Here is an 18,932-nt window from a genome sequence, read left to right on the forward strand (position 1 = left end):
AGAATTGATAAAAGGAAGTTGTGATGAAATCATCGATAGTATTAACCTTTGTAGCCGCCGTTTTACTGGCGGGTTGTAGCCCGGCCGGGGAAGAACAGCAGGCAGGTGAAACAGCCTCGGCTGAGCTGCCCGGGGCTAATTTTAACGCCAATTACCAGGACTATTTAAAGACCATCTCCAGCGATGAGTTTGAAGGGCGGGAGCCATCGACGGCAGGAGAAGAAAAAGTCGTTTCTTATATCGAAGGGTTATTTTCCGAATGGGGCTTAAAACCGTATAACGAAGAAACAGGCAGCTACCGGCAGTCGGTCCCGCTGGTTAAAATTATGCCCTATAAAGTCAGTGACTTAACCTTTAGCGGCGATAAAGCACCGCAAACTATGGATTATCGAACCGATATGATGGCCTGGTCGATGCGCGTTGATGAGCAAATCGATTTGAGCAGCAGTGACATGGTCTTTGTCGGCTACGGGATTGTGGCGCCGGAATACGACTGGAATGATTATGAAGGTCTGGATGTCGAGGGCAAAACCGTGGTGATGTTTGTTAATGACCCGGGGTTTGCTACTCAGGATGCGGAATTATTTAATGGCAATGCGATGACCTATTACGGGCGCTGGACTTACAAATATGAAGAAGCAGCACGGCAGGGTGCAGCGGGCGCACTGATCATTCATGAAACCGGTGCCGCCGGTTACGGTTGGGGAGTTGTGGCTTCGGGCTCACCGGTGCGCTACGACTTAAAAAAAGATAACAATAATATGCACCGGGCAAAACTGGAAGGCTGGTTAACCCTCGACAGTGCAGAACAGTTGTTTGAGCAGCAGGGAATGTCAGTAGAAGAAGCACGCGAGCTGGCGCTGAGTGATGACTTTCAGGCATTGCCGCTGAATATTCAGGCTAGTGCTTCAATCAGCAATAAATTTGACTATTTAAGTGCCTACAATGTGGTGGGTTATCTTGAAGGTAGCCAACATCCTGAAGAACACGTTATCTATATGGCTCACCATGATCACCTCGGTACCGATCCGGTGCGCGACGATGACCCGATCTACAACGGAGCTCAGGACAATGCCTCAGGTACCGCCGGTCTGTTAGCTATTGCAGAAAAAATGGCTGCTGAAAAACAGCCGGAACGTTCGGTCTTATTTGCTGTCGTAGGTGCAGAAGAAAGTGGTTTACTGGGCTCAAAATATTACGCCGAAAACCCGTTACTGCCTTTAAGTCAGGCAGTTGCCGGAATCAATATGGATGTGATGAACGTCTATGGTCCGGTCAGAGATATGGTCGTAATTGGCTATGGTAACTCTGAAATTGATCGTTACCTTAAGCCTTACATCGAGAAGCAAGATCGCTTTTTAGTTCCGGACCCGACGCCGGAAGCCGGCTTCTTTTATCGCTCAGACCATTTTAGCTTGGCGCAAAAAGGTGTGCCTATGCTTTATGCAAAAGGTGGTAATGAGCACATTATCAAAGGCAAAGAGTGGGCTGAAGAGCAACGTGCAAAATTTGTCGCGGAAGCCTACCATAAGCCCGCTGACGAATACGATCCGGACTGGGATCTTCGGGGTACCCAGCAGGACTTACAGGCGTTTTTTGAACTAGGTTATGACCTGGCTAATTCTCGCGAATGGCCACAATGGGCGCCGGGTAATGAGTTTGAAGCGACGCGCAAGGCCACAGATGAGCAGCGTCAATAACAGGAGATAGCATGAATCAACGGGGTAAACCCATCTACATTCGCCTTAACCAGGGGGGAGGCACGGGCTCTGGTGGTCCGGGTGGGCCTGGTGGTAATTGGTTCACCCGAATAGTCGGCATTTTTTTCTTATTAATATTGCTGGGCTTAGCGGTAACCTTCGGGTTCTTTATATTAATTATCGGTATGGTCCTGATGATACCGGTACTATGGAAGCAGCGGCATGCCATCCGCCAGATCTGGAAGATGCGTAAGCAGGCGAAAGCACAGTACGAACAGAGTAAAAAGTCCTATCAACAGCAGCAACAACGGCAGCAGGAAAATAGCGACTCGACTATTATCGAAGGCGAGTACGAAAAGGTTGATGAAGACGAGAGAAAATGACAAACAGTTATTTTTTCGCAATAAAAAATCCCGAACAGAACGTTCGGGATTTTTTGTTGCTAAGCCAGTATTATTTAGCCGGAGTCATTTAGCCGGAAAAATTCGTCGCACCGCATAAAAGAATAGCGGGACAAAGAATATCGCCAATACGGTTCCGCCTATCATACCACCTATAACCGCCGTACCAATGGCGTTGCGGCTGGCAGCCCCGGCACCATCGCTGAGAGCCAGCGGCATGACACCAAAAACAAAGGCCAGCGAGGTCATTAAGATAGGCCGCAGACGCAAGCGCACCGCTTCCAGAGTGGCATCCAGTAGCTCTTTACCCTGTTCCTGCAAGTCTTTGGCAAATTCAACAATCAGAATGGCGTTACGTGCCGATACCCCGACTGTGGTGAGCAGTCCCACCTGAAAATACACGTCATTAGAAATGCCGCGTAAGCTGACTGCGATAACAGCACCAAGAATACCCAGCGGCACAACCAGCATAACCGAAAAGGGGATTGACCAGCTTTCGTACAGAGCGGCAAGAAACAGGAACACCACAATTAGCGACAAGGTATACAGTATCGGCGCAAAGTCTCCTGATTGTTTTTCCTGTAACGATATACCGGTCCATTCAAAACCAATACCCGGTGGCAATTGCGCAATCATTTGCTCCATTGCCATCATGGTTTCACCAGTGCTGATGCCGGGCGCTGCCTGCCCCTGAATTTCCAGTGCCGGCACACCATTGTAACTTTCCAGACGTTGCGGTCCATAGGTCCACTGCCAGCTGGAAAAAGCACTGAAAGGTACCATTTCGCCGGCATTATTGCGCACGTACCATTCGTTTATGTCCTGCGGCAACATACGATCGTCGGCCTCGCCCTGGACATACACCCGTTTCACCCGGCCGCGGTCAATAAAGTCATTGACGTAGGCTGAACCCCAGGCGGTACTGAGGGTGTCATTGATGCTGGTAATACTGAGTCCCAGCGCCTGCGCCTTCTCAAAATCGATATCAATTTTCAATTGCGGGGCATCTTCAAGACCGTTGGGACGAACCTGAACCATCTTATCGTTTTGACTGGCCATGCCCAGCAGTTGATTGCGCGCCTCGACCAGCGCCGAGTGGCCGACATTACCACGATCCTGCAGATAAAGATTAAAGCCAGTGGCATTCCCCAGCTCAGGAATCGGTGGCAGGTTAAAGGCAAAAATCATCGCTTCTTTAATGCCGTTAAAAAAGCCAAAGGCACGGCCAATAACCGCCTGTACAGACTGGCTTTCGTCACGTTCCTGCCAGTTTTTTAAGCGCACAAAGGCGATACCATTGGCCTGGCTGCGTCCGGAAAAGCTAAAGCCAACAACCGAAAATACGGAGCGGACCGCTTCCTCCTGCTCCAGATAATAGTTTTCGACCTTATCCATAACCGCGGTCGACTGCTCCATGGTAGAGCCGACCGGCAGATTCATCTGTGTTAAAAAGACGCCGCGGTCTTCCTCGGGTAAAAAAGCCGCCGGTAAACGCATAAACAAAAAGGCTAAGACGGCAATAATGCCCAGATACAGCAGGCCAAAACGAATAGAGCGACGTAAAATACCGGCCACTGAATCGGTGTATTTCGCCGTGGCTTTTTCAAGACCGCGGTTAAACCAGCCAAGCGGGCCCCAACCTTCGTTCTTATTGCGTTTAACCGGTTTTAGCAGGGTTGCACATAAGGCAGGAGAGAAAATAATCGCGACTAAGACCGATAAGCCCATCGAGGTGATTATCGTCAGCGAAAACTGCCGGTAGACGGCTCCGGTAGCACCCGGGAAAAAAGCCATTGGTGCGAATACCGCTGCCATGACAACACCAATAGCCACCAGTGCGCCGGTAATCTGACCCATGGATTTAACCGTGGCTTCCGTTGGCGACAAGCCTTCTTCTGCCATTAACCGCTCAACGTTTTCGACCACCACGATGGCATCGTCAACCAACAGGCCAATCGACAGCACCATGCCAAACATAGTCAGAGTGTTAATCGAAAAGCCCGCTAATGCCAGCACGCCCATGGTGCCAAGAATAACTACCGGTATTGCCAGAGTTGGTATTAACGTAGCGCGGAAGTTCTGTAAAAACAGAAACATCAATAAAAATACCAGAATGACCGCTTCGACCAGAACCTGTGCCACCTCCGAAATCGAAATTCTGATAAATGGGGTGGTGTCGTAAGCGGTTACCATTTCCATTCCGGCCGGGAAAAACTGTTCAAGTTCGTCGATACGGGCTTTCACAGCGTTGGCTGTTTCCAGTGCGTTAGCACCGGTCTGCAGGTTGATCGCCAGACCTGTCGCCGGTTTGCCGTTGTATTTGGCACGGGTGGCATAGTTTTCTGCACCCAGCTCGACTTCCGCAACATCCTTCATGCGGATTTGTGAGCCGTCGGGCAATACTTTAAGGATAATCTGCTCAAACTGCTCAGGCTCGGACAGTCGGGTTTGCGCAATGATGGTGGCGTTCAGCCGTTGACCGTCCACCGCCGGTAAACCACCTAATTCGCCGGCCGCAACCTGTGCATTCTGGGCTCTGATAGCGGTTTTCAGATCGGCCATGGTCAGGCCATAATTGACCAGAGCTGCCGGGTCTACCCAAAGCCGCATAGCGTAGGGCGCACCAAACAACTGCACATTACCGACCCCCAAGGTACGCGAAATGGGATCCTGAATATTAGAGGCAATGTAGTCACTTAAATCGGTTTGATTATAGCGATCGTCAGTAGCCACCAGAGCCAGTACCATCAAAAATGAACTGCTCGACTTACTGACGGTAATGCCCTGGGCCTGCACTTCCTGAGGCAGCTGCGGAGTAGCCTGTGATAACTTATTCTGCACCTGTACCTGAGCAATATCAGGATCAGTTCCCGAGGCAAAGGTCAGGCTAATAGTGCCGTTACCGTAGTTACTTTGCGAAGAAAAATAGATTAGGTTATCGATACCCGTCATATTTTGCTCGATCACCTTAGTGACCGTGTTAGCAACGGTTTCCGAGTTTGCGCCGGGGTAGCTAAACTGAATTTCAACCGCTGGCGGAGCAATAGCAGGATACTGAGCAACCGGCAGCTGGATTGCCGCTATGGCTCCCGCCAGCATGGTTAATATCGCAATGACCCAGGCAAATATCGGCCGGTAAATAAAGAATTTCGCCATGTCCGGGTCCTCTACTGCTGTTGTTGAGTGGTATTGTCGACGCGCACACTGTCACCCGGCCGAACATTCTGTAAGCCTGAGGTTACGACCCGCTCACCGCTCTCAATACCGCTGCTGACAAGCCAATCACTACCCAGAGCCCGTTCGGTTTCAATCATTCGTTGTTCTACTTTGTTGTCTTTGGTTACCACCATGACATACGGGCGACCGCGGGGATCGCGGGTTACCGCCTGTTGTGGCAATAACAGAGCCTTAGCAAGGCTGCCTTCACTAACTACTGCCCGCACGAACATACCCGGATACAGGTCGTTATCGGGGTTTGGAAACTTAGCTCTGAGTAAAATGCTGCCGGTATTTTCGTCGACGGTTACTTCAGAGAATAATAACTCACCCTGTTGCTGGTAGCTGAGACCATTTAAGCTCAAAGATACCGGGGCATTTCCCTGTGGGTTGGCCTGGATCCGTCCCGATTCGATATCGGCCTTCAGCTGTAAAAAGGCTTTACTGGACTGACTGATATCGACATAAATAGGGTCCAGTTGATTAATAGTTACCAGAGGCTCGGGCTGCGAGGCAGTCAGCAGGGCACCAACGGTAAAATTAGAACGGCCTACAATGCCGTCAATAGGTGCGTTAACCCGGGTATACTGAAGATTAATCCGGGCTCTTTTTAGTTGCGTTTCAGCTAACGCCAGCGCTGCCTTGTTTTCAAAATAAGTCGCTTCGGCTGTATCAAACTCATCCTGGCTGATGGCATTTTCGCTGAGCAGTTCTTTAAAACGCTGATAGCGTAACTCAGAGCTCTTCAATACTGCTTTAGCGCGTTCAATTTCGGCTTCGGCACTGGCTACATCGGCCTCATAGATGGCAGGGTCAATCTGATACAGTTGTTGGCCCTGTTCGACCCGCGCACCTTCTTCAAATTTGCGTTCCAGCAACACACCGCTGACCTGTGGGCGTACCTGAGCGACATGGTAGGCGGCCGTTCGCCCGGGCAGGGCTGTCGAAAGTTCAACTTTTTGCGGTGCAACTTCAACCACATCGACAGCCGGCGCCGACTTTTGTTGTTGACCCTGTTGTTGTTGCTGATCACTGCAGGCCACCAGGGCTGCCGAGCTAAGCACCATTATCCCTGCCATGGGAAGCCATCTTAACCGGTTGTTCATCCGTTACCTCAAGTAAATTTTCGCTCATTTTAAACGACGCTAATTATACATACATACCTGTATGTTTGTAAAATAAAAAACTCATCAGGCTAAGGACATCAAAGCATTTACGGCTTATCATACGTAAGTTAAGAAAATTCGATCGGCTTTACTTTCTATTTTTGTATGATGGGTGATTAATGAAATACAGTCTGGGCATTGCAGTCCTGCTTTTTATTGGCGGTGTACCGGGTGTTACGTGTGCACAAACGGATACCAGTGCGGCACAACGCGCGTTACAAAAGTTACAGCAGCAGCAAACAGTAGAGTTTGGTTACAAGCGACGTTCAGACTTTGGTGAGCGCACCGTTGTTGAACAGTTTGACCCCCGTCAGCAACCACCGTGGATTTTGCTTAAGGAAAATAAACAACAGCCGTCGGCCCAGCGGCGCGAAGAATATTCAAGAATGAAGCAGGATGAGCTATACGGCGGTGAAATTGCCGGTGCTAATCAGGGTGAACGCAAAGAGAACGAGCAACAAAGTATTAAGGTGTCGTTACAGACACTAGTGCAAAGCGAAACGCTGCAACCTTTACAAAAGCAGCAGTGGCAGGGGCAATCTGTCAGAACCTTCGGCTTTGATCCGGATCTGGATAAGTTCAGCGATCATAACGATAAGTTACAGGGCTATCTTTACCTGGATAGCAACGACGATCGACTGGTAGGGCTGGAGATAACACTGAAAGAGTCTTTTTCGCCGGCTATGTCGGTGTCATTAAGCCGCTACCATATGGAAATCCAGCTGCAAACCATTAGCCACGGGCAACAGCGTTATACGGTGCCACAACGTACAACGGAGGAAATGACCGGTGAATATCTGTATTTTATCGACTTCAGCGAGCAGACGTTGCGCGAGTACTACGATTATCAGGTGTTAGAGAGGCCGGCTGCAGCCAACTGATCGGCAAATTGTTGCAAAGCTGGCAGGCCCTGCGGATCAACGGCCAGCAAGGGCAGCCGATAGTTTGGCCAGGTATTAAAGCGCTGGTCAATATCAGCAAGGTAACTTTGTTCCTGTTGGCGACGGCGGGCAAGAAAGTCGCCGTCGGCTTCTGCCGGTAATACCCGGTTAATAATTACGCCGGCGATTGGCAGTTTTTCGGCCGCCAGGGCGGTCAGGGCGCGGTCTGTTTCCTGAATTGGTAACCGTTCCGGGGTTAAAACAAATAAAATACCACTGTGGCCGGGGTCCTTTAATAAGCGCCGGGTCCGCTGGAACAGTCGCTGTCGGTTTAACAGCTGCTCAGAAATGGCTCTGGTGCGGTCCGTCATGCCATCACTGGCGTGTTGTTCGGGGTTTGCCATCGGATTGCTAAGGTCTTTTCCGGCTTTTGGCGCCAGGTGTTTTAATACTCCGGCAAGCTCTTCCGAGCGGCTTTGTGACTTAAGCATGCCCTGTGTCCAGGCTGCCATTGCTTCGGGCAGAGTCAGCAGGCGCAGCGTGTGACCTGTCGGAGCGGTATCAAAAATCACTAAATCATAGTGTTGTTCAGCGCCGTCGATGATTTGACAAATACGCTCCAATAACGCAGCTTCCTGCGCCCCGGGAGACTGCTGCGATAAGCGCATCTGGCGTTCAACTTCGGGATAAAGTTCAGGTTTGGTAAAGCGTTTTAGCTGTTGTGTAACTGACTGAATGTGCGCTTTAACCTGCTCATCGGGGTCAATTTCAAGACCATCAAGGCGCTTGGCTAAAGGTACCGTTTTAGCCCCGATAGGTTGCCCAAAAGCATCCGCCAGACTGTGGGCGGGGTCGGTCGAAACTACCAGCACCCGCTTACCGGATCGCGCTGCCAACAATGCCAGTGCAGAGGATACGGTCGTTTTGCCGACACCACCTTTACCGCCGACCAATATTACTTTGCGATCCAATAAACCTGTCATATACCCAGCCAGTGGCCCGAAGCTGTTAGCAGCAGCGGAAGTTATCTAAGGGGGAATGTTCCATACCCATGCGCTGATGCCAGTCGTGAAAACGCTCAAGCATCAACGGTTGCAGCTCGAGGGTATAGTAGGTGGCCGGGTTGGGCACACCCATCATTTCAGAGAATACCAGCAGCATGAATAAATCATCTTCGTCCCGTTTAGCCCGCGCAATAGCTGCCCGGTAGGGCGCGTTATAAAATTCATTAGCAAGCTGTCCTGCGCGGTTAAGCCACTGACTGATCGACGTTATATTCATGGCGGTTGTTGTTCCTTATCAGGGCAGTTTGCTGTGTTCTTTACGCACTTTTGACAGCGTCGCGCTGGCTTCCAGAATAATCCAGATAGCCGCTATCAAAACGACAATATCCAGGAAGAACAAAAAGTAGTTCTGTTGCAGATAAAATGTCTGCAGCTGGATAATTAGCGCAAATACGGTCATGATCAGTAAAAATATCAGCGGTAACAGGGTTACGTACATTGGCCGTTTTAAGCGCACCAGCATCACCGTGACAACCATCAGAGTCAGACCGGCTAACAGCTGATTGGTGGTGCCGAACAGCGGCCAGATTTTCAAGCCACCGGTACCGTCGGCGCCACCAGCACCAAAGGCCAGTAACAAACAGCTCGCGACCGCCAATAACGTCGCGACAGTCGGTTTTTGAATAACCGATATATTATAGATATTACCCCATTCCTGGAAAATATAGCGTTGCAGACGAATACCGGTATCCATGGTAGTGCCGGCAAAAAGCACAGCCATGACCGTAAGCAGAGTTTCGGCAACACCAACTTCCAGACCAATACCGTTGCTGATAATGTTTGCGCCACCGGCGACAAAAGCCGAGACACCACCCTGACCAAACGAGCTGTAGACAGCCTGCCAGTCAGCCAGAGTGGCAAAACCGGCACTGGCTGCGATGATGGTCGCCAGCGATAATGATCCTTCACCAATTGCGCCAAAATAACCGACAAAGCGCAGATCAGTTTCTTTATCCAGCTGTTTTGAGGTAGTCCCCGAGGCCACCAGACCGTGGAAACCGGAAATCGCACCGCAGGCAATGGTCACAAACAGCAGTGGCAGCATTGACGGAGTGCCTTCGGGAGTATTCGAGTTAAATGCCGGGGCGGTCATATCAGGACCCAGCATCAGTACTGCGCCGTAAAGTAGAATTAAGCCAATAAACAGTTGCAGACCGTTAATGTAATCGCGAGGCTGCAGCAGTACCCAGACCGGTAACAGTGAGGCAATCGCCGCATAGAAAAATAAAATCAAAATCCATTGGGCATTATCTGATAAGCCCATCAGGGTATCCGGCAATGCCAGCGGTAACGACGGGCCAACCCAGATTAAGACATAAAGAGCAACCACACCCAGTACGGAAATAGCACCCAGCCCCATCCATCGGCGGAAAATAATCTGGCCAATAATTAAAGCCACAAAGATAGCGCCCCAGACAGGGACTACTGCGCTGGGAAAACTGATTAACAGTCCGGCAATTGCAGTGGCGAAAACAGCATTCACCATCAACAGCACCAGAAATATCACGATCATAAACAGCGTTTGCGCGCGTTTACTGACCACATCGCCGGTTAAGCTACCCATCGAACGAGCGCGGTTGCGCGTGGATGCCCAGATAGCACCGGCATCATGCACACCGGCAAAGAAAATAGTGCCAAACACTACCCATAGAAAGGCAGGAACCCAGCCCCAGATAACGGCTATTGCCGGACCAATGATCGGCGCTGCTCCGGCTACTGACGTAAAGTGGTGACCCCACAGGACAAATTTATTAGTCGGGACAAAGTCGACGCCATCTTCCAGTTCATGTGCCGGGGTTTTAAAGTCGGGATCCAGCCGATAGATTTTTTCGGCGATGTATTTGGAATAAAAAACGTAGCCGAGGAACATTGCCCCGAGCCCGAGCAGCATGACAAAAATTGCGTTCATGGCCTGTGTCCTGTTAACCGATAGTGCGTCAACCTTACTGCAGGAAGCGCAATAAAATCAATAGAAACAAAAAACCCGCCAACATTGCTGCTGGCGGGTTTTTTCAATTACGGCGACTTAGTGTGCTGCTTCTGCAGCTTCCTCATCGGCCGCTTTTTTATCTTCAATTGGCTCTGCATAGGCAGCAATAGCCGGCGCCAGGTAAACTGCATTACTCAGTAACTTGGCGGTACCCCAGAAAAAGCCCCGGAAGTTTATATTGTCGGCAAAGCCGATAGCGTGTCCGCCACCCAGACGGTGGGCAACAATATTTGCTTTACCTTTCAGTACGTCCTGATTGCGCTGGTCGGCATAACCACTCAGCAACGGCTGCTCCTGGTTATAACTGGCGACACTGACAAAGGGACTAACGGGTACTTCCATGGCATTCAGTTCGTCCTTAAATACCGGCATTTGCCCACGTGGCATACCAAACATTAAGGGGTGAGTCGTGTCGACATCCATATTAAAGATGGCGCCGGCCACCCGACGTTTGGCATAAAAATCGTCGCGTTCACCATAACTCATACCGGTGCTGTCAAAAGCACTTTCATAGACGTCGTCGGCCACCCATTTGGCGCGCAGCAAGCCATTTTCAGTTAACCATTCGGCTCCACCTTGTTGGCCAATAATGACACCGCCATTGTTAACCCACTGATTCAGCTTTTCTTTATCGCTGTCCCCGAGGGTATAGTAGCTGCCGTCAACCATCAGAATATGGCTGTACTTTTGCAGATCTACCCGGCCTAAACGGTCGGTATCGACCATCGACAACGGCAGACCGACATGGCGATCGAAGTAATACCAGGCTTCACCCGCTTCGTACAGGTTAACGCCGTCGCCTGTCAGCATCATTACTTTAGGTTCATTTACCGGGTTAATGTTACGGCTACCCAAATCAATACCTTCCGGAGTTAAGCCGCTTTCGACCGAAACTACCGGGATATCCCGCTCTCTGGCAGCAGCTGCCAGTACTTCGCGCACTTTAGCCCAGTCGTGTTGCTGATAGGCCTGCGTTACAACGATTGAACCCGGGCTCAGTTCTTTAATACCATCGGGTGTTTCCAGCGTCAGTGGTTTGTAGCTCTGACGGGCGTGGATGTCCTGCTCCAGCAGCTCTTGTAACAAACCGGGGGCCAGGTAATCATTCCAGTCAAAGGCATACGCATAAGCATCATCGGTTAGCTCATAAGCTTCGCGCATTGGCTCTTCCCATGCCTGGTCAGCTACGCTGATACGGCCACGGTACTGACTGAACTGAAGATTGAAGGCCATCGGCAGTGTCCAGCCCGAAACATCATAAAAGGTGTTATCCGGGAAGTTTTTACGGGTACTGAACATGCCCTGGATTAAGCCAAACTGAGGTTGCTCAGCCGGGATAAAGTAGCTTTTACCGGCAACGTAGCGTTTACCATCGGTTTCAACGGTTTTTTCTACCCGGTAAGCTTCTACCTGGTGTTGTTTCAGAATATCTAACAGGCCTTCCAGGCGGTTCGCGTCAGTTTCTTCGCCGATCAGATAGCCGTCAAAGCGGGCGTCGTCGCCCATTTCCATCCAGCGATCATAAGTATCTTCCTGGAACTGAATAAAGCGGGCTTTATTTTTGTGCGCGCCATAGATAGTGCTTAAGGAAGTGATGAACTGGTTGCGGATGGTAAAGGGAAACTCAACTTCGCCATTAATGGATTCCTGCAAGTGGCCGCGGCTCGAGGCCTGCTCGAACAGAATACCCACCGCGCCTTGAACATCAGGGTAGGTAGAACCCTTACCATAATAGAAATCATCAAAGGATTCTTCGGTGTAGTACAGGTTACCCAGCTCATCCAGAGAATCAGCGTGCTCGGCAGCTAAAATCTCAGTCAGACGCACGTTTTCATCCGGCGTAATGGGGTTTTTCCGTGAAGGGATCCCGGGCTGGAAGAAAAAGGTGCTGTCAGTACCCATTTCATGAAAATCGGTTAAGACATTGGGTTTCCACTTTTGGAAGTTAGCGACACGGGCGCGCGACTCAGGGTGTTGCAGTAACAGCCAGTCACGGTTCATATCAAACCAGTAGTGGTTAACCCGGCCACGAACGAAAGGCTGCACATGTTCGCGGTGGTTTGAATCAGCTACCAGGTTTTGGCCGCGGTGTTGGTTAGCCCATTGAGCAAAGCGTGCCAGACCATCGGGGTTGAAGGACGGATCCAGCAGAACCACAGAATCCTGCAATACCTGCTCGATGGCGTCGCCCTGAGCTGCAGCAAGATAATAGGCAAACACTAACGCGGCGTTACTGCCACTGGATTCATCACCATGAATGCTGTACCCCATGTACATGACCAGGGGGGTATTGTCCGGATCAGCGTCACGCTTAGGATCGGCAGCCGCCAGGTGGCGTTGACGCACATCTTCGATGTTGCTGTGATTTTCCGGAGCCGTTACCGTTAACAGCACTAAAGGACGTTGCTCGTGAGTGCGACCAGTCACCTCAAAGGTAATACGGTCAGATTCTTCGGCCAGTACTTCCATATAACGAACAATCAGATCGTGGCGTGCATGCCATTCGCCGACTTCATGGCCGAGTATTTCCGAAGGTTTGGTAATGCTGGGGTCGTAGGTTACGTCAGTGGGTAAATAGTACGATAGATCTGTGGTTGCTGCCATCGAGGGCAGGGCAACGCTGACAAGAGCCACCGTGCTGATACCACGCAGGAGTTTTTTCAACATAGTCAGTTCCCTTTGGTTTTAGTTATACTGCCAACATAACAGAAGTTGCATTAGCACGGCCAGGTTTTCGGTGTTTGGTGTCATTCTTGCGATAGACTGGGGCGGGTTTTCCGTCGCCCTTTTGTGGTAATCTCAGATCATGCGTAGTTATTATCGAAATGGCCCTGAGCACCGTGCCGGAGCCGATGTCTGCTTTGCCGATATAGTCCGCCTGTTCGGCTTTTACTCAATTCGCATTGGCCGTTGGGTGACCGCTGCCGAGCAACAACGGGCAGCCAATTTATTTTTTGATGCGCTGTGCGATCTGCAACAGCTGTTACAGGTACCTAATCAGGTGCTCTCGTTGCGGGGTACACTGGCTTTACATTACGGTATTGGCGGGCGCCCCGGGGCCAGCGCTCATTATTTGCCCCAGGGCCGGGTACTGGCGCTGGCCAAAAATGCCGGAGGCGGCAGTCTTGCCCACGAGTGGTTTCACGCCTTCGATCACTATATCTGTAGCAAAATGTTTGACGACCAGCCGCCGCCTTTGCGCTTTGCCTCACGCCACTGGCTGCACAGTCAGCAAATTAATCCACATCCGCTTAATAGTCATCTAAGTCGTGCTTTCAGACACATATTTGTATCTGAAGACGGCGGTCAGTGCGGCGAGTTCATGCGCCACTGTATTAATTTTGATAAACGTCAGGGGACTCAATATTTCGCTCTGCCGGAAGAGATGGCAGCGCGTACCTTCGAAGCAATTGTGCAACGTCAGCCCCTTAAAAATCACTTCTTAGTAGCCGGCACACAAAAAACTGATGTGGCAAAGGCGGGGCTATATCCGCCTTTGCCATTGCAGGAACGTATCGCGACCTGCTGGTTTTCTTATTTTCAGCTGCTGGGGCAGGCTCTGAAAGCCAGTTAGCCAAGCAGATAAATCGCCATGCCGCCAATCAGCCAGATAACACTGACGCCACTTAACGTCAGCAAAATGGTATCTTTTAGGCTACGACTACCGTGATCGTGATGGTGATGTTCATGTCCTCCACCATGGTCCTGGTGTTTATGGTCGATAAACAACTTGATCAACGCAGCGCTAATGAGCAAAAAGATAATGTTTAATACAAAACTGTAATTAAATTGAAAATGCTGCTGCTCTTTTGGTGAACTCCAGTTATCCAGTGTCGGCAGCAAGTCCAGACCCAGCAGTCCGTAGTGCAGCACTAATGAAGTGGCTATCAGACAAACAAACAGCATCAGAGCAATATATAAAGACATTTTCCAACCATAATAGCGGGCGTTGATGCGCAGCACAGGTAACACCACCAGATCAGAAAAGATGAAGGCAATAACGCCGGCGAAGGCAACACCCTCACCAAACAGCACGGCGGCCAGGGGAATGTTACCCATTGAGCCAATAAAAGTGAAAAATGCCGCTATTGGGCCGACAACCGTTTGTTGTAAAACCGACAGAAAATCGAGCTGCGTGCCAGAGCCTGCCCCTAAAAATAACCACTGGAAAAAGGCGCTGGGGACAAAGGCTGAGATAACACCAGCGACAGTAAAACCAATCAGGACATCTTTCCAGACCATTTGCCACTCCATGACAAACTTCATGGCCACTTTATGCCAGGTGTGCAGCTGCAGTAATTCACTTAACTGATGGCTTTGCTCTTCCTCTTCATCAGCCTGACCCTTCGCGCGCGCATCTTTAATTAGCTGGGTCGGCTTGGTAACCTTGATAAACAGCCAGGCAAACAATATCAACAACAGGCCACCGACATATTCGCCGACGACAAATTGCCAGCCCAGGAAAATGGCAATAACAAAGCCCAGCTCGATCACCAGATTGGTAGAAGCCAGCAAAAACGCCATTGAAGCACTGAAAGCGGCGCCTTTATTAAACAGAGCCCGTGTCGTGGCCAGCGCTGAAAAACTGCAGGAGCTGGAAATAAACCCAAAAAAGGTACCCAGAGAAATTGATTTTAGGTTACTTTCGCCCATGGATTTGCGCATCCGGCGCCGGGTTACCAATACCTGGATTAAACTGCTGATAAGATAACCCAGGATAAAAGCCCACAATGCCATCCAGAAAAACCCCAGGCTGGTGTAAGCGGCTTCGGCCCAGCGTTGTAAAAATACATCCATAGTCGCTCCCCGGCGTTTAAAGGTTTTAGAACACAGATCAATATATGTTAACCTAGCACAGATTTTTCAACAGGAGAGTTCGATGCGTATTTTGGTGCGGTATTTCTTTCGGCTGGTGCGTTTAATTCTTACGCCATTCATGATTTTAGCGGAGAAGTTTACCACTCCCGCAGGTATTGAACGCTCGAGTGAACAGCAGGCTGAAGTTGAAAAGAAATGTCAAAACCTGGCATTATATCAATTCAAAACCTGCCCGTTTTGCATTAAGGTGCGTAAGCACATGGCACTGTTGTCCCTACCGATAGAAACCCGTGATGCGCAACATGATCCGGAAGCGCGTAAGCAGCTCGAGCAGGGTGGTGGCCGGGTTAAGGTTCCCTGCCTGCGGATTGACAATGGCGATGGCAGCACCGACTGGTTGTATGAATCAAACGACATTAACCAGTACCTGACCCGTACGTTTGGCTAAACGCGACTAGAAATGCTCAAGTTCGTGTTTGTGGTGTGCCTTAATGCGCTGATAGAGCTTATCGGCTACCAGGGTAACAGCACTGGCCAGGCCAATAATCGTTAATACCGTATAGAGCCTCGGATTGGACGAAAAAAAGGTGGTTGATTGGCTGAACAGGTCATGTAACCACCCGGCGGCCAGCCAAATAATCACAATCGGCGAAAGAGCCAGCAAGCCCAGTGCAAGATACATCAAAGCCGTAGTAACCAGTACAACTGCCCAGTTTGAACGTCCTTTTGTTAACTTTTCCATAATGACCTCCACGCTGCACCCAATAAAATGTTAATTGGCTTATCACAACTATAGTTAAAAAAATGTTGGCCGCTGCCGGGATCGGGAAAAAGCGCTAGACCAAAATGGAATATACCTGAATTTGCAGGCATTTTAATTAAGGCTCTATGCTAAAATTCAGATACGTTTTTTTACCCTGGGATAGGAACACACTATGCAAGTTAATACCGCCGAGCAGGCCCTGTCGATTCTGGAAGATAACGACGTTATCTGGTGTCAGTCGATGGCGGCGACACCCTATAAACTGCTCGAGGGCCTAAAGAATGTCGCTTATCATCGACGTAACCTGACCTTGCTGCAACTGCATACAGAATACAGCGAGGCGCTGAATGATCCCGAGTTAAGCGGTCATTTACGCCAGCGCGCTTTTTTTGTCGGAGCTTCCACACGGCAAGCTGTAAGCGAGGGATTAGCGGATTACGTCCCGATTTTCTTATCGGAAATTCCAAAGTTGTTTCGCTCGGGTGAACAACCGCTTGATGCGGTACTGTTGCAGGTGTCTCCACCGGATAAGCACGGTAATTGCAGCCTCGGGATATCGGTAGAAGCGACCCGGGCGGCACTGCAGGTTGCGAAAAAAATTATTGCCTGGATTAATCCGAATATGCCGCGCACCCACGGCGACGCATTGGTGCCGCTGGCGCGTTTTCACCGCTACTTTGAACAAGCTGCGGAACTGCCTCAGCATCAACAGCCGGAACAAAACCCGACCACCCAGCGTATTGGCGAACAAGTAGCCAGCCTGATTGATGACGGCGACTGCCTGCAAATGGGCATCGGGGCGATACCGGACGCGACCCTGGGCTGTCTGGGTAATCATCAAAACCTGGGTATCCATACCGAGATGTTTTCCGATGGCGTATTACCTCTGGTAGAAAATGGTGTTATTAACAATTCCAATAAGGTCAAGCACCGTGGGCGAATTGTTACCACCTTCGCTATGGGATCGCAAAAACTTTATGATTTTGTGGACGATAATCAGGAAGTGTTTTTTCTGGACGTTGAGTATACCAACGATACTGCGGTAATCCGGCGTAATCGTCAGGTTATGTCCATCAACAGTGCCTTGCAGGTAGATTTAAGTGGCCAGGTTTGTGCTGATTCCATTGGCACAAAAATTTATTCGGGAGTAGGCGGTCAAATGGACTTTGTCCGTGGCGCCAGTTTATCAGAGGGGGGTCGTTCTGTTATCGCGTTGCCTTCTACCGCCTGTGGCGGCAAAGTTTCCCGCATTTCGTCGCTACTTGCTCCGGGCGCCGGGGTGGTGACGACCCGTGCGCACGTACACTATATTGTAACTGAGCACGGTATTGCTAATTTGCGCGCCAAGAGCATGACCGAGCGGGCTCGGTCGCTGATTCTTATCGCTGCGCCACAGTTTCGCGAGAGCCTGGCTGAACAGGCTTATCAGAACTGGGGCCTTAAAGTCTAAGGGTTTATTTGTCGCGGTCGCTGCTGGCCCAGCCAGAAATCAAGTGCCGCCTGAAACGAGTCATCAGTGGTTAGCTCACTGATGACTTTATTAATTTGCGCTGTGGCCTGTTGTCCCCAGGCATTGCTTGTACAGCCAACCGCACCCTCCACGCTATCGCCGACGCGTTCCTGAATCGGCAGGAAGACCAGCTGTTCGTTGTTCGCTAAGGGGTGAGTCTTTTCGTAAAATCGTTTAATGGCCTCATAATCTATCGTGTAATCGACCCGGTTTTTTAACAGCAGGTTCATAAGATTCACATGGGCGTTTTCGCCTGCCACGGTAATGTAATGGTTTTGGTCAACCAGATGTCGATTGATAAGCGCTTGTAATTTGCCGTACCGCCGGTCAATAGACTGAGCAAAGCGAAATTCGGGATCTTGTGCTAACTTTGCAAAGGTGACCGGGTTGCCGTAGCGACGGACAATTCGTTCGGCTGCCTCGCGGTGGGTTAAAATGCCATGAGCCGGATATAAATGGGTAGTGTCGGTAAAAAGAAAACCCGGGTTATAGGCGCTTTTTTTTATCATACAGGGGAAGCATAAGTTATCCTTTTTTTTCATTAAGTAGGTAATGCGTTTTGCCGGAAGATAGCGGATATTCTGCTTAATATTGGGCAATTTATCGCGCAAGCGACTGACTAAAACATCGCAAAAGCCCTGGTTTTGGTAGCTGCCGGTGTTAATGTGAAAAGGCGGCGAGGGGTTAACTCCCCAGGTGATATCAGCAGCGTCGGCAATTTTTACCGGCGCTACCAGTAATCCTAATAAAACCGAGTAATGACACAAAGCGAAGGTTAAGCGCATCAATGATTCCTGGTTGTCCCTGCTGATAACAAAATCATAACATAATAGATAACAAACAAAGTACAAAAAAACAACAAGTTTATCTGAGAATTGATTGGGAGAGGTTAACAAAATGTCGATGCAGGTTATCTTTAGTCATGGCAAGGAAAGTGGTCCCTGGGGAACCAAAATTATGGCCTTAGCCGAAGTGGCTAAAGACTTGGGCTGTCAGGTGGACAGCGTTGACTATCGCACTGACTTAGACGTTGAACAGCGCGTGAGCCGTTTAAAAAATGTATTGCAGCAGCAATCTGGCCAACCAATTTATTTAGTGGGCTCCAGCATGGGCGGCTATGTGGCTACCGTAGCAGCGGGCAGTACAGATTGTGCCGGACTGTTTTTGATGGCGCCGGCATTTTATCTCGGCGGGTATGCCGATATCGACGAGTTACCATTAAAGTGTCCGGTGGATATCGTGCATGGCTGGCAGGACGATATTGTACCCGTAGCGAATAGCTGGCGCTTCGCGCTGGGCTATCGGGCCAATTTGCATGTACTGAACGATGACCATCGGCTGGTGGATACTCTTCCACAAACTACTGAATTATTTAAACAGTCGCTGACCCGTGTTATTACTAATCTATCAGGTTAATGAGGTA

16 protein-coding genes are annotated in these 18,932 nt (G+C 50.0%); 7 read left to right on the top strand and 9 right to left on the bottom strand.

The annotated features are described in order from the left end of the window. Positions 1–23 precede the first annotated feature (23 nt). Both LG288_RS05250 and LG288_RS05255 read left to right on the top strand, forming a co-directional pair. Complete coding sequence (locus tag LG288_RS05250) at positions 24–1,700, top strand: M28 family peptidase (protein ID WP_404402734.1); 1,677 nt, start codon at positions 24–26, stop codon at positions 1,698–1,700. Between the two features lie 11 nt (positions 1,701–1,711). Then, positions 1,712–2,083, top strand: a complete 372-nt coding sequence (locus tag LG288_RS05255) for a hypothetical protein (protein ID WP_404402737.1) — start codon at positions 1,712–1,714, stop codon at positions 2,081–2,083. 84 nt (positions 2,084–2,167) lie between these two features. Here LG288_RS05255 and LG288_RS05260 read toward each other — a convergent pair whose 3' ends face one another. After that, positions 2,168–5,257, bottom strand: coding sequence for an efflux RND transporter permease subunit (locus LG288_RS05260; protein WP_404402739.1), 3,090 nt, complete (start codon positions 5,255–5,257; stop codon positions 2,168–2,170). An 11-nt stretch (positions 5,258–5,268) separates the two neighbouring features. Beyond that, entirely contained in the window at positions 5,269–6,396 is a 1,128-nt protein-coding gene (locus LG288_RS05265; RefSeq protein WP_404402741.1) for an efflux RND transporter periplasmic adaptor subunit, read from the bottom strand. 206 nt (positions 6,397–6,602) lie between these two features. Here LG288_RS05265 and LG288_RS05270 point away from each other — a divergent pair, with 206 nt between their 5' ends. Continuing rightward, a complete protein-coding gene (locus LG288_RS05270; protein ID WP_404402743.1) occupies positions 6,603–7,364 on the top strand; it encodes a hypothetical protein in 762 nt (253 codons plus the stop codon). On the opposite strand, the gene LG288_RS05275 is transcribed toward LG288_RS05270, so the two are convergent. From LG288_RS05275 to LG288_RS05290, 4 genes are all read right to left on the bottom strand, one after another. Beyond that, positions 7,331–8,347, bottom strand: coding sequence for an ArsA family ATPase (locus LG288_RS05275; RefSeq protein ID WP_404402745.1), 1,017 nt, complete (start codon positions 8,345–8,347; stop codon positions 7,331–7,333). The genes LG288_RS05270 and LG288_RS05275 overlap by 34 nt on opposite strands. 25 nt (positions 8,348–8,372) lie before the next feature. After that, complete coding sequence (locus LG288_RS05280) at positions 8,373–8,645, bottom strand: cory-CC-star protein (protein ID WP_404402747.1); 273 nt, start codon at positions 8,643–8,645, stop codon at positions 8,373–8,375. Positions 8,646–8,663: 18 nt separating this feature from the next. After that, complete coding sequence (locus LG288_RS05285; RefSeq protein WP_404402749.1) at positions 8,664–10,337, bottom strand: carbon starvation protein A; 1,674 nt, start codon at positions 10,335–10,337, stop codon at positions 8,664–8,666. 117 nt (positions 10,338–10,454) lie between these two features. Next, complete coding sequence (locus LG288_RS05290; RefSeq protein ID WP_404402751.1) at positions 10,455–13,085, bottom strand: M14 family zinc carboxypeptidase; 2,631 nt, start codon at positions 13,083–13,085, stop codon at positions 10,455–10,457. A gap of 139 nt (positions 13,086–13,224) precedes the next feature. Between LG288_RS05290 and LG288_RS05295 the strand changes: the two genes are divergently transcribed. Then, positions 13,225–13,992, top strand: a complete 768-nt coding sequence (locus LG288_RS05295; RefSeq protein ID WP_404402753.1) for a CLCA_X family protein — start codon at positions 13,225–13,227, stop codon at positions 13,990–13,992. Here the strand turns inward: LG288_RS05295 and LG288_RS05300 are convergent. Continuing rightward, complete coding sequence (locus LG288_RS05300) at positions 13,989–15,215, bottom strand: permease (RefSeq protein ID WP_404402755.1); 1,227 nt, start codon at positions 15,213–15,215, stop codon at positions 13,989–13,991. The genes LG288_RS05295 and LG288_RS05300 overlap by 4 nt on opposite strands. An 82-nt stretch (positions 15,216–15,297) precedes the next feature. On the opposite strand from LG288_RS05300, the gene LG288_RS05305 reads away from it, so the two are divergent. After that, complete coding sequence (locus LG288_RS05305) at positions 15,298–15,684, top strand: glutaredoxin family protein (RefSeq protein ID WP_404402757.1); 387 nt, start codon at positions 15,298–15,300, stop codon at positions 15,682–15,684. 6 nt (positions 15,685–15,690) lie between these two features. On the opposite strand, the gene LG288_RS05310 is transcribed toward LG288_RS05305, so the two are convergent. Beyond that, complete coding sequence (locus LG288_RS05310; RefSeq protein WP_404402759.1) at positions 15,691–15,978, bottom strand: hypothetical protein; 288 nt, start codon at positions 15,976–15,978, stop codon at positions 15,691–15,693. A gap of 193 nt (positions 15,979–16,171) precedes the next feature. Here LG288_RS05310 and LG288_RS05315 point away from each other — a divergent pair, with 193 nt between their 5' ends. Then, complete coding sequence (locus tag LG288_RS05315) at positions 16,172–17,449, top strand: acetyl-CoA hydrolase/transferase family protein (RefSeq protein ID WP_404402761.1); 1,278 nt, start codon at positions 16,172–16,174, stop codon at positions 17,447–17,449. Here the strand turns inward: LG288_RS05315 and LG288_RS05320 are convergent. After that, positions 17,446–18,294, bottom strand: coding sequence for a hypothetical protein (locus LG288_RS05320; RefSeq protein WP_404402763.1), 849 nt, complete (start codon positions 18,292–18,294; stop codon positions 17,446–17,448). The genes LG288_RS05315 and LG288_RS05320 overlap by 4 nt on opposite strands. 112 nt (positions 18,295–18,406) lie before the next feature. Between LG288_RS05320 and LG288_RS05325 the strand changes: the two genes are divergently transcribed. Further along, positions 18,407–18,925, top strand: a complete 519-nt coding sequence (locus tag LG288_RS05325; RefSeq protein WP_404402765.1) for an alpha/beta hydrolase — start codon at positions 18,407–18,409, stop codon at positions 18,923–18,925. Positions 18,926–18,932: the final 7 nt, after the last annotated feature.

It is taken from the genome of Idiomarina seosinensis (assembly GCF_044797955.1).
In the GTDB taxonomy this organism is placed as follows: Bacteria; Pseudomonadota; Gammaproteobacteria; order Enterobacterales; family Alteromonadaceae; genus Idiomarina; species Idiomarina seosinensis_A.

Excerpts from the sequence above, each read along its gene's own strand:
- LG288_RS05250 (WP_404402734.1), top strand. The coding sequence starts at position 24 with ATGAAATCATCGATAGTATTAACCTTTGTAGCCGCCGTTTTACTGGCG.
- LG288_RS05255 (WP_404402737.1), top strand. The coding sequence starts at position 1,712 with ATGAATCAACGGGGTAAACCCATCTACATTCGCCTTAACCAGGGGGGA.
- LG288_RS05260 (WP_404402739.1), bottom strand. The coding sequence starts at position 5,257 with ATGGCGAAATTCTTTATTTACCGGCCGATATTTGCCTGGGTCATTGCG.
- LG288_RS05265 (WP_404402741.1), bottom strand. The coding sequence starts at position 6,396 with ATGGCAGGGATAATGGTGCTTAGCTCGGCAGCCCTGGTGGCCTGCAGT.
- LG288_RS05270 (WP_404402743.1), top strand. The coding sequence starts at position 6,603 with ATGAAATACAGTCTGGGCATTGCAGTCCTGCTTTTTATTGGCGGTGTA.
- LG288_RS05275 (WP_404402745.1), bottom strand. The coding sequence starts at position 8,347 with ATGACAGGTTTATTGGATCGCAAAGTAATATTGGTCGGCGGTAAAGGT.
- LG288_RS05280 (WP_404402747.1), bottom strand. The coding sequence starts at position 8,645 with ATGAATATAACGTCGATCAGTCAGTGGCTTAACCGCGCAGGACAGCTT.
- LG288_RS05285 (WP_404402749.1), bottom strand. The coding sequence starts at position 10,337 with ATGAACGCAATTTTTGTCATGCTGCTCGGGCTCGGGGCAATGTTCCTC.
- LG288_RS05290 (WP_404402751.1), bottom strand. The coding sequence starts at position 13,085 with ATGTTGAAAAAACTCCTGCGTGGTATCAGCACGGTGGCTCTTGTCAGC.
- LG288_RS05295 (WP_404402753.1), top strand. The coding sequence starts at position 13,225 with ATGCGTAGTTATTATCGAAATGGCCCTGAGCACCGTGCCGGAGCCGAT.
- LG288_RS05300 (WP_404402755.1), bottom strand. The coding sequence starts at position 15,215 with ATGGATGTATTTTTACAACGCTGGGCCGAAGCCGCTTACACCAGCCTG.
- LG288_RS05305 (WP_404402757.1), top strand. The coding sequence starts at position 15,298 with ATGCGTATTTTGGTGCGGTATTTCTTTCGGCTGGTGCGTTTAATTCTT.
- LG288_RS05310 (WP_404402759.1), bottom strand. The coding sequence starts at position 15,978 with ATGGAAAAGTTAACAAAAGGACGTTCAAACTGGGCAGTTGTACTGGTT.
- LG288_RS05315 (WP_404402761.1), top strand. The coding sequence starts at position 16,172 with ATGCAAGTTAATACCGCCGAGCAGGCCCTGTCGATTCTGGAAGATAAC.
- LG288_RS05320 (WP_404402763.1), bottom strand. The coding sequence starts at position 18,294 with ATGCGCTTAACCTTCGCTTTGTGTCATTACTCGGTTTTATTAGGATTA.
- LG288_RS05325 (WP_404402765.1), top strand. The coding sequence starts at position 18,407 with ATGTCGATGCAGGTTATCTTTAGTCATGGCAAGGAAAGTGGTCCCTGG.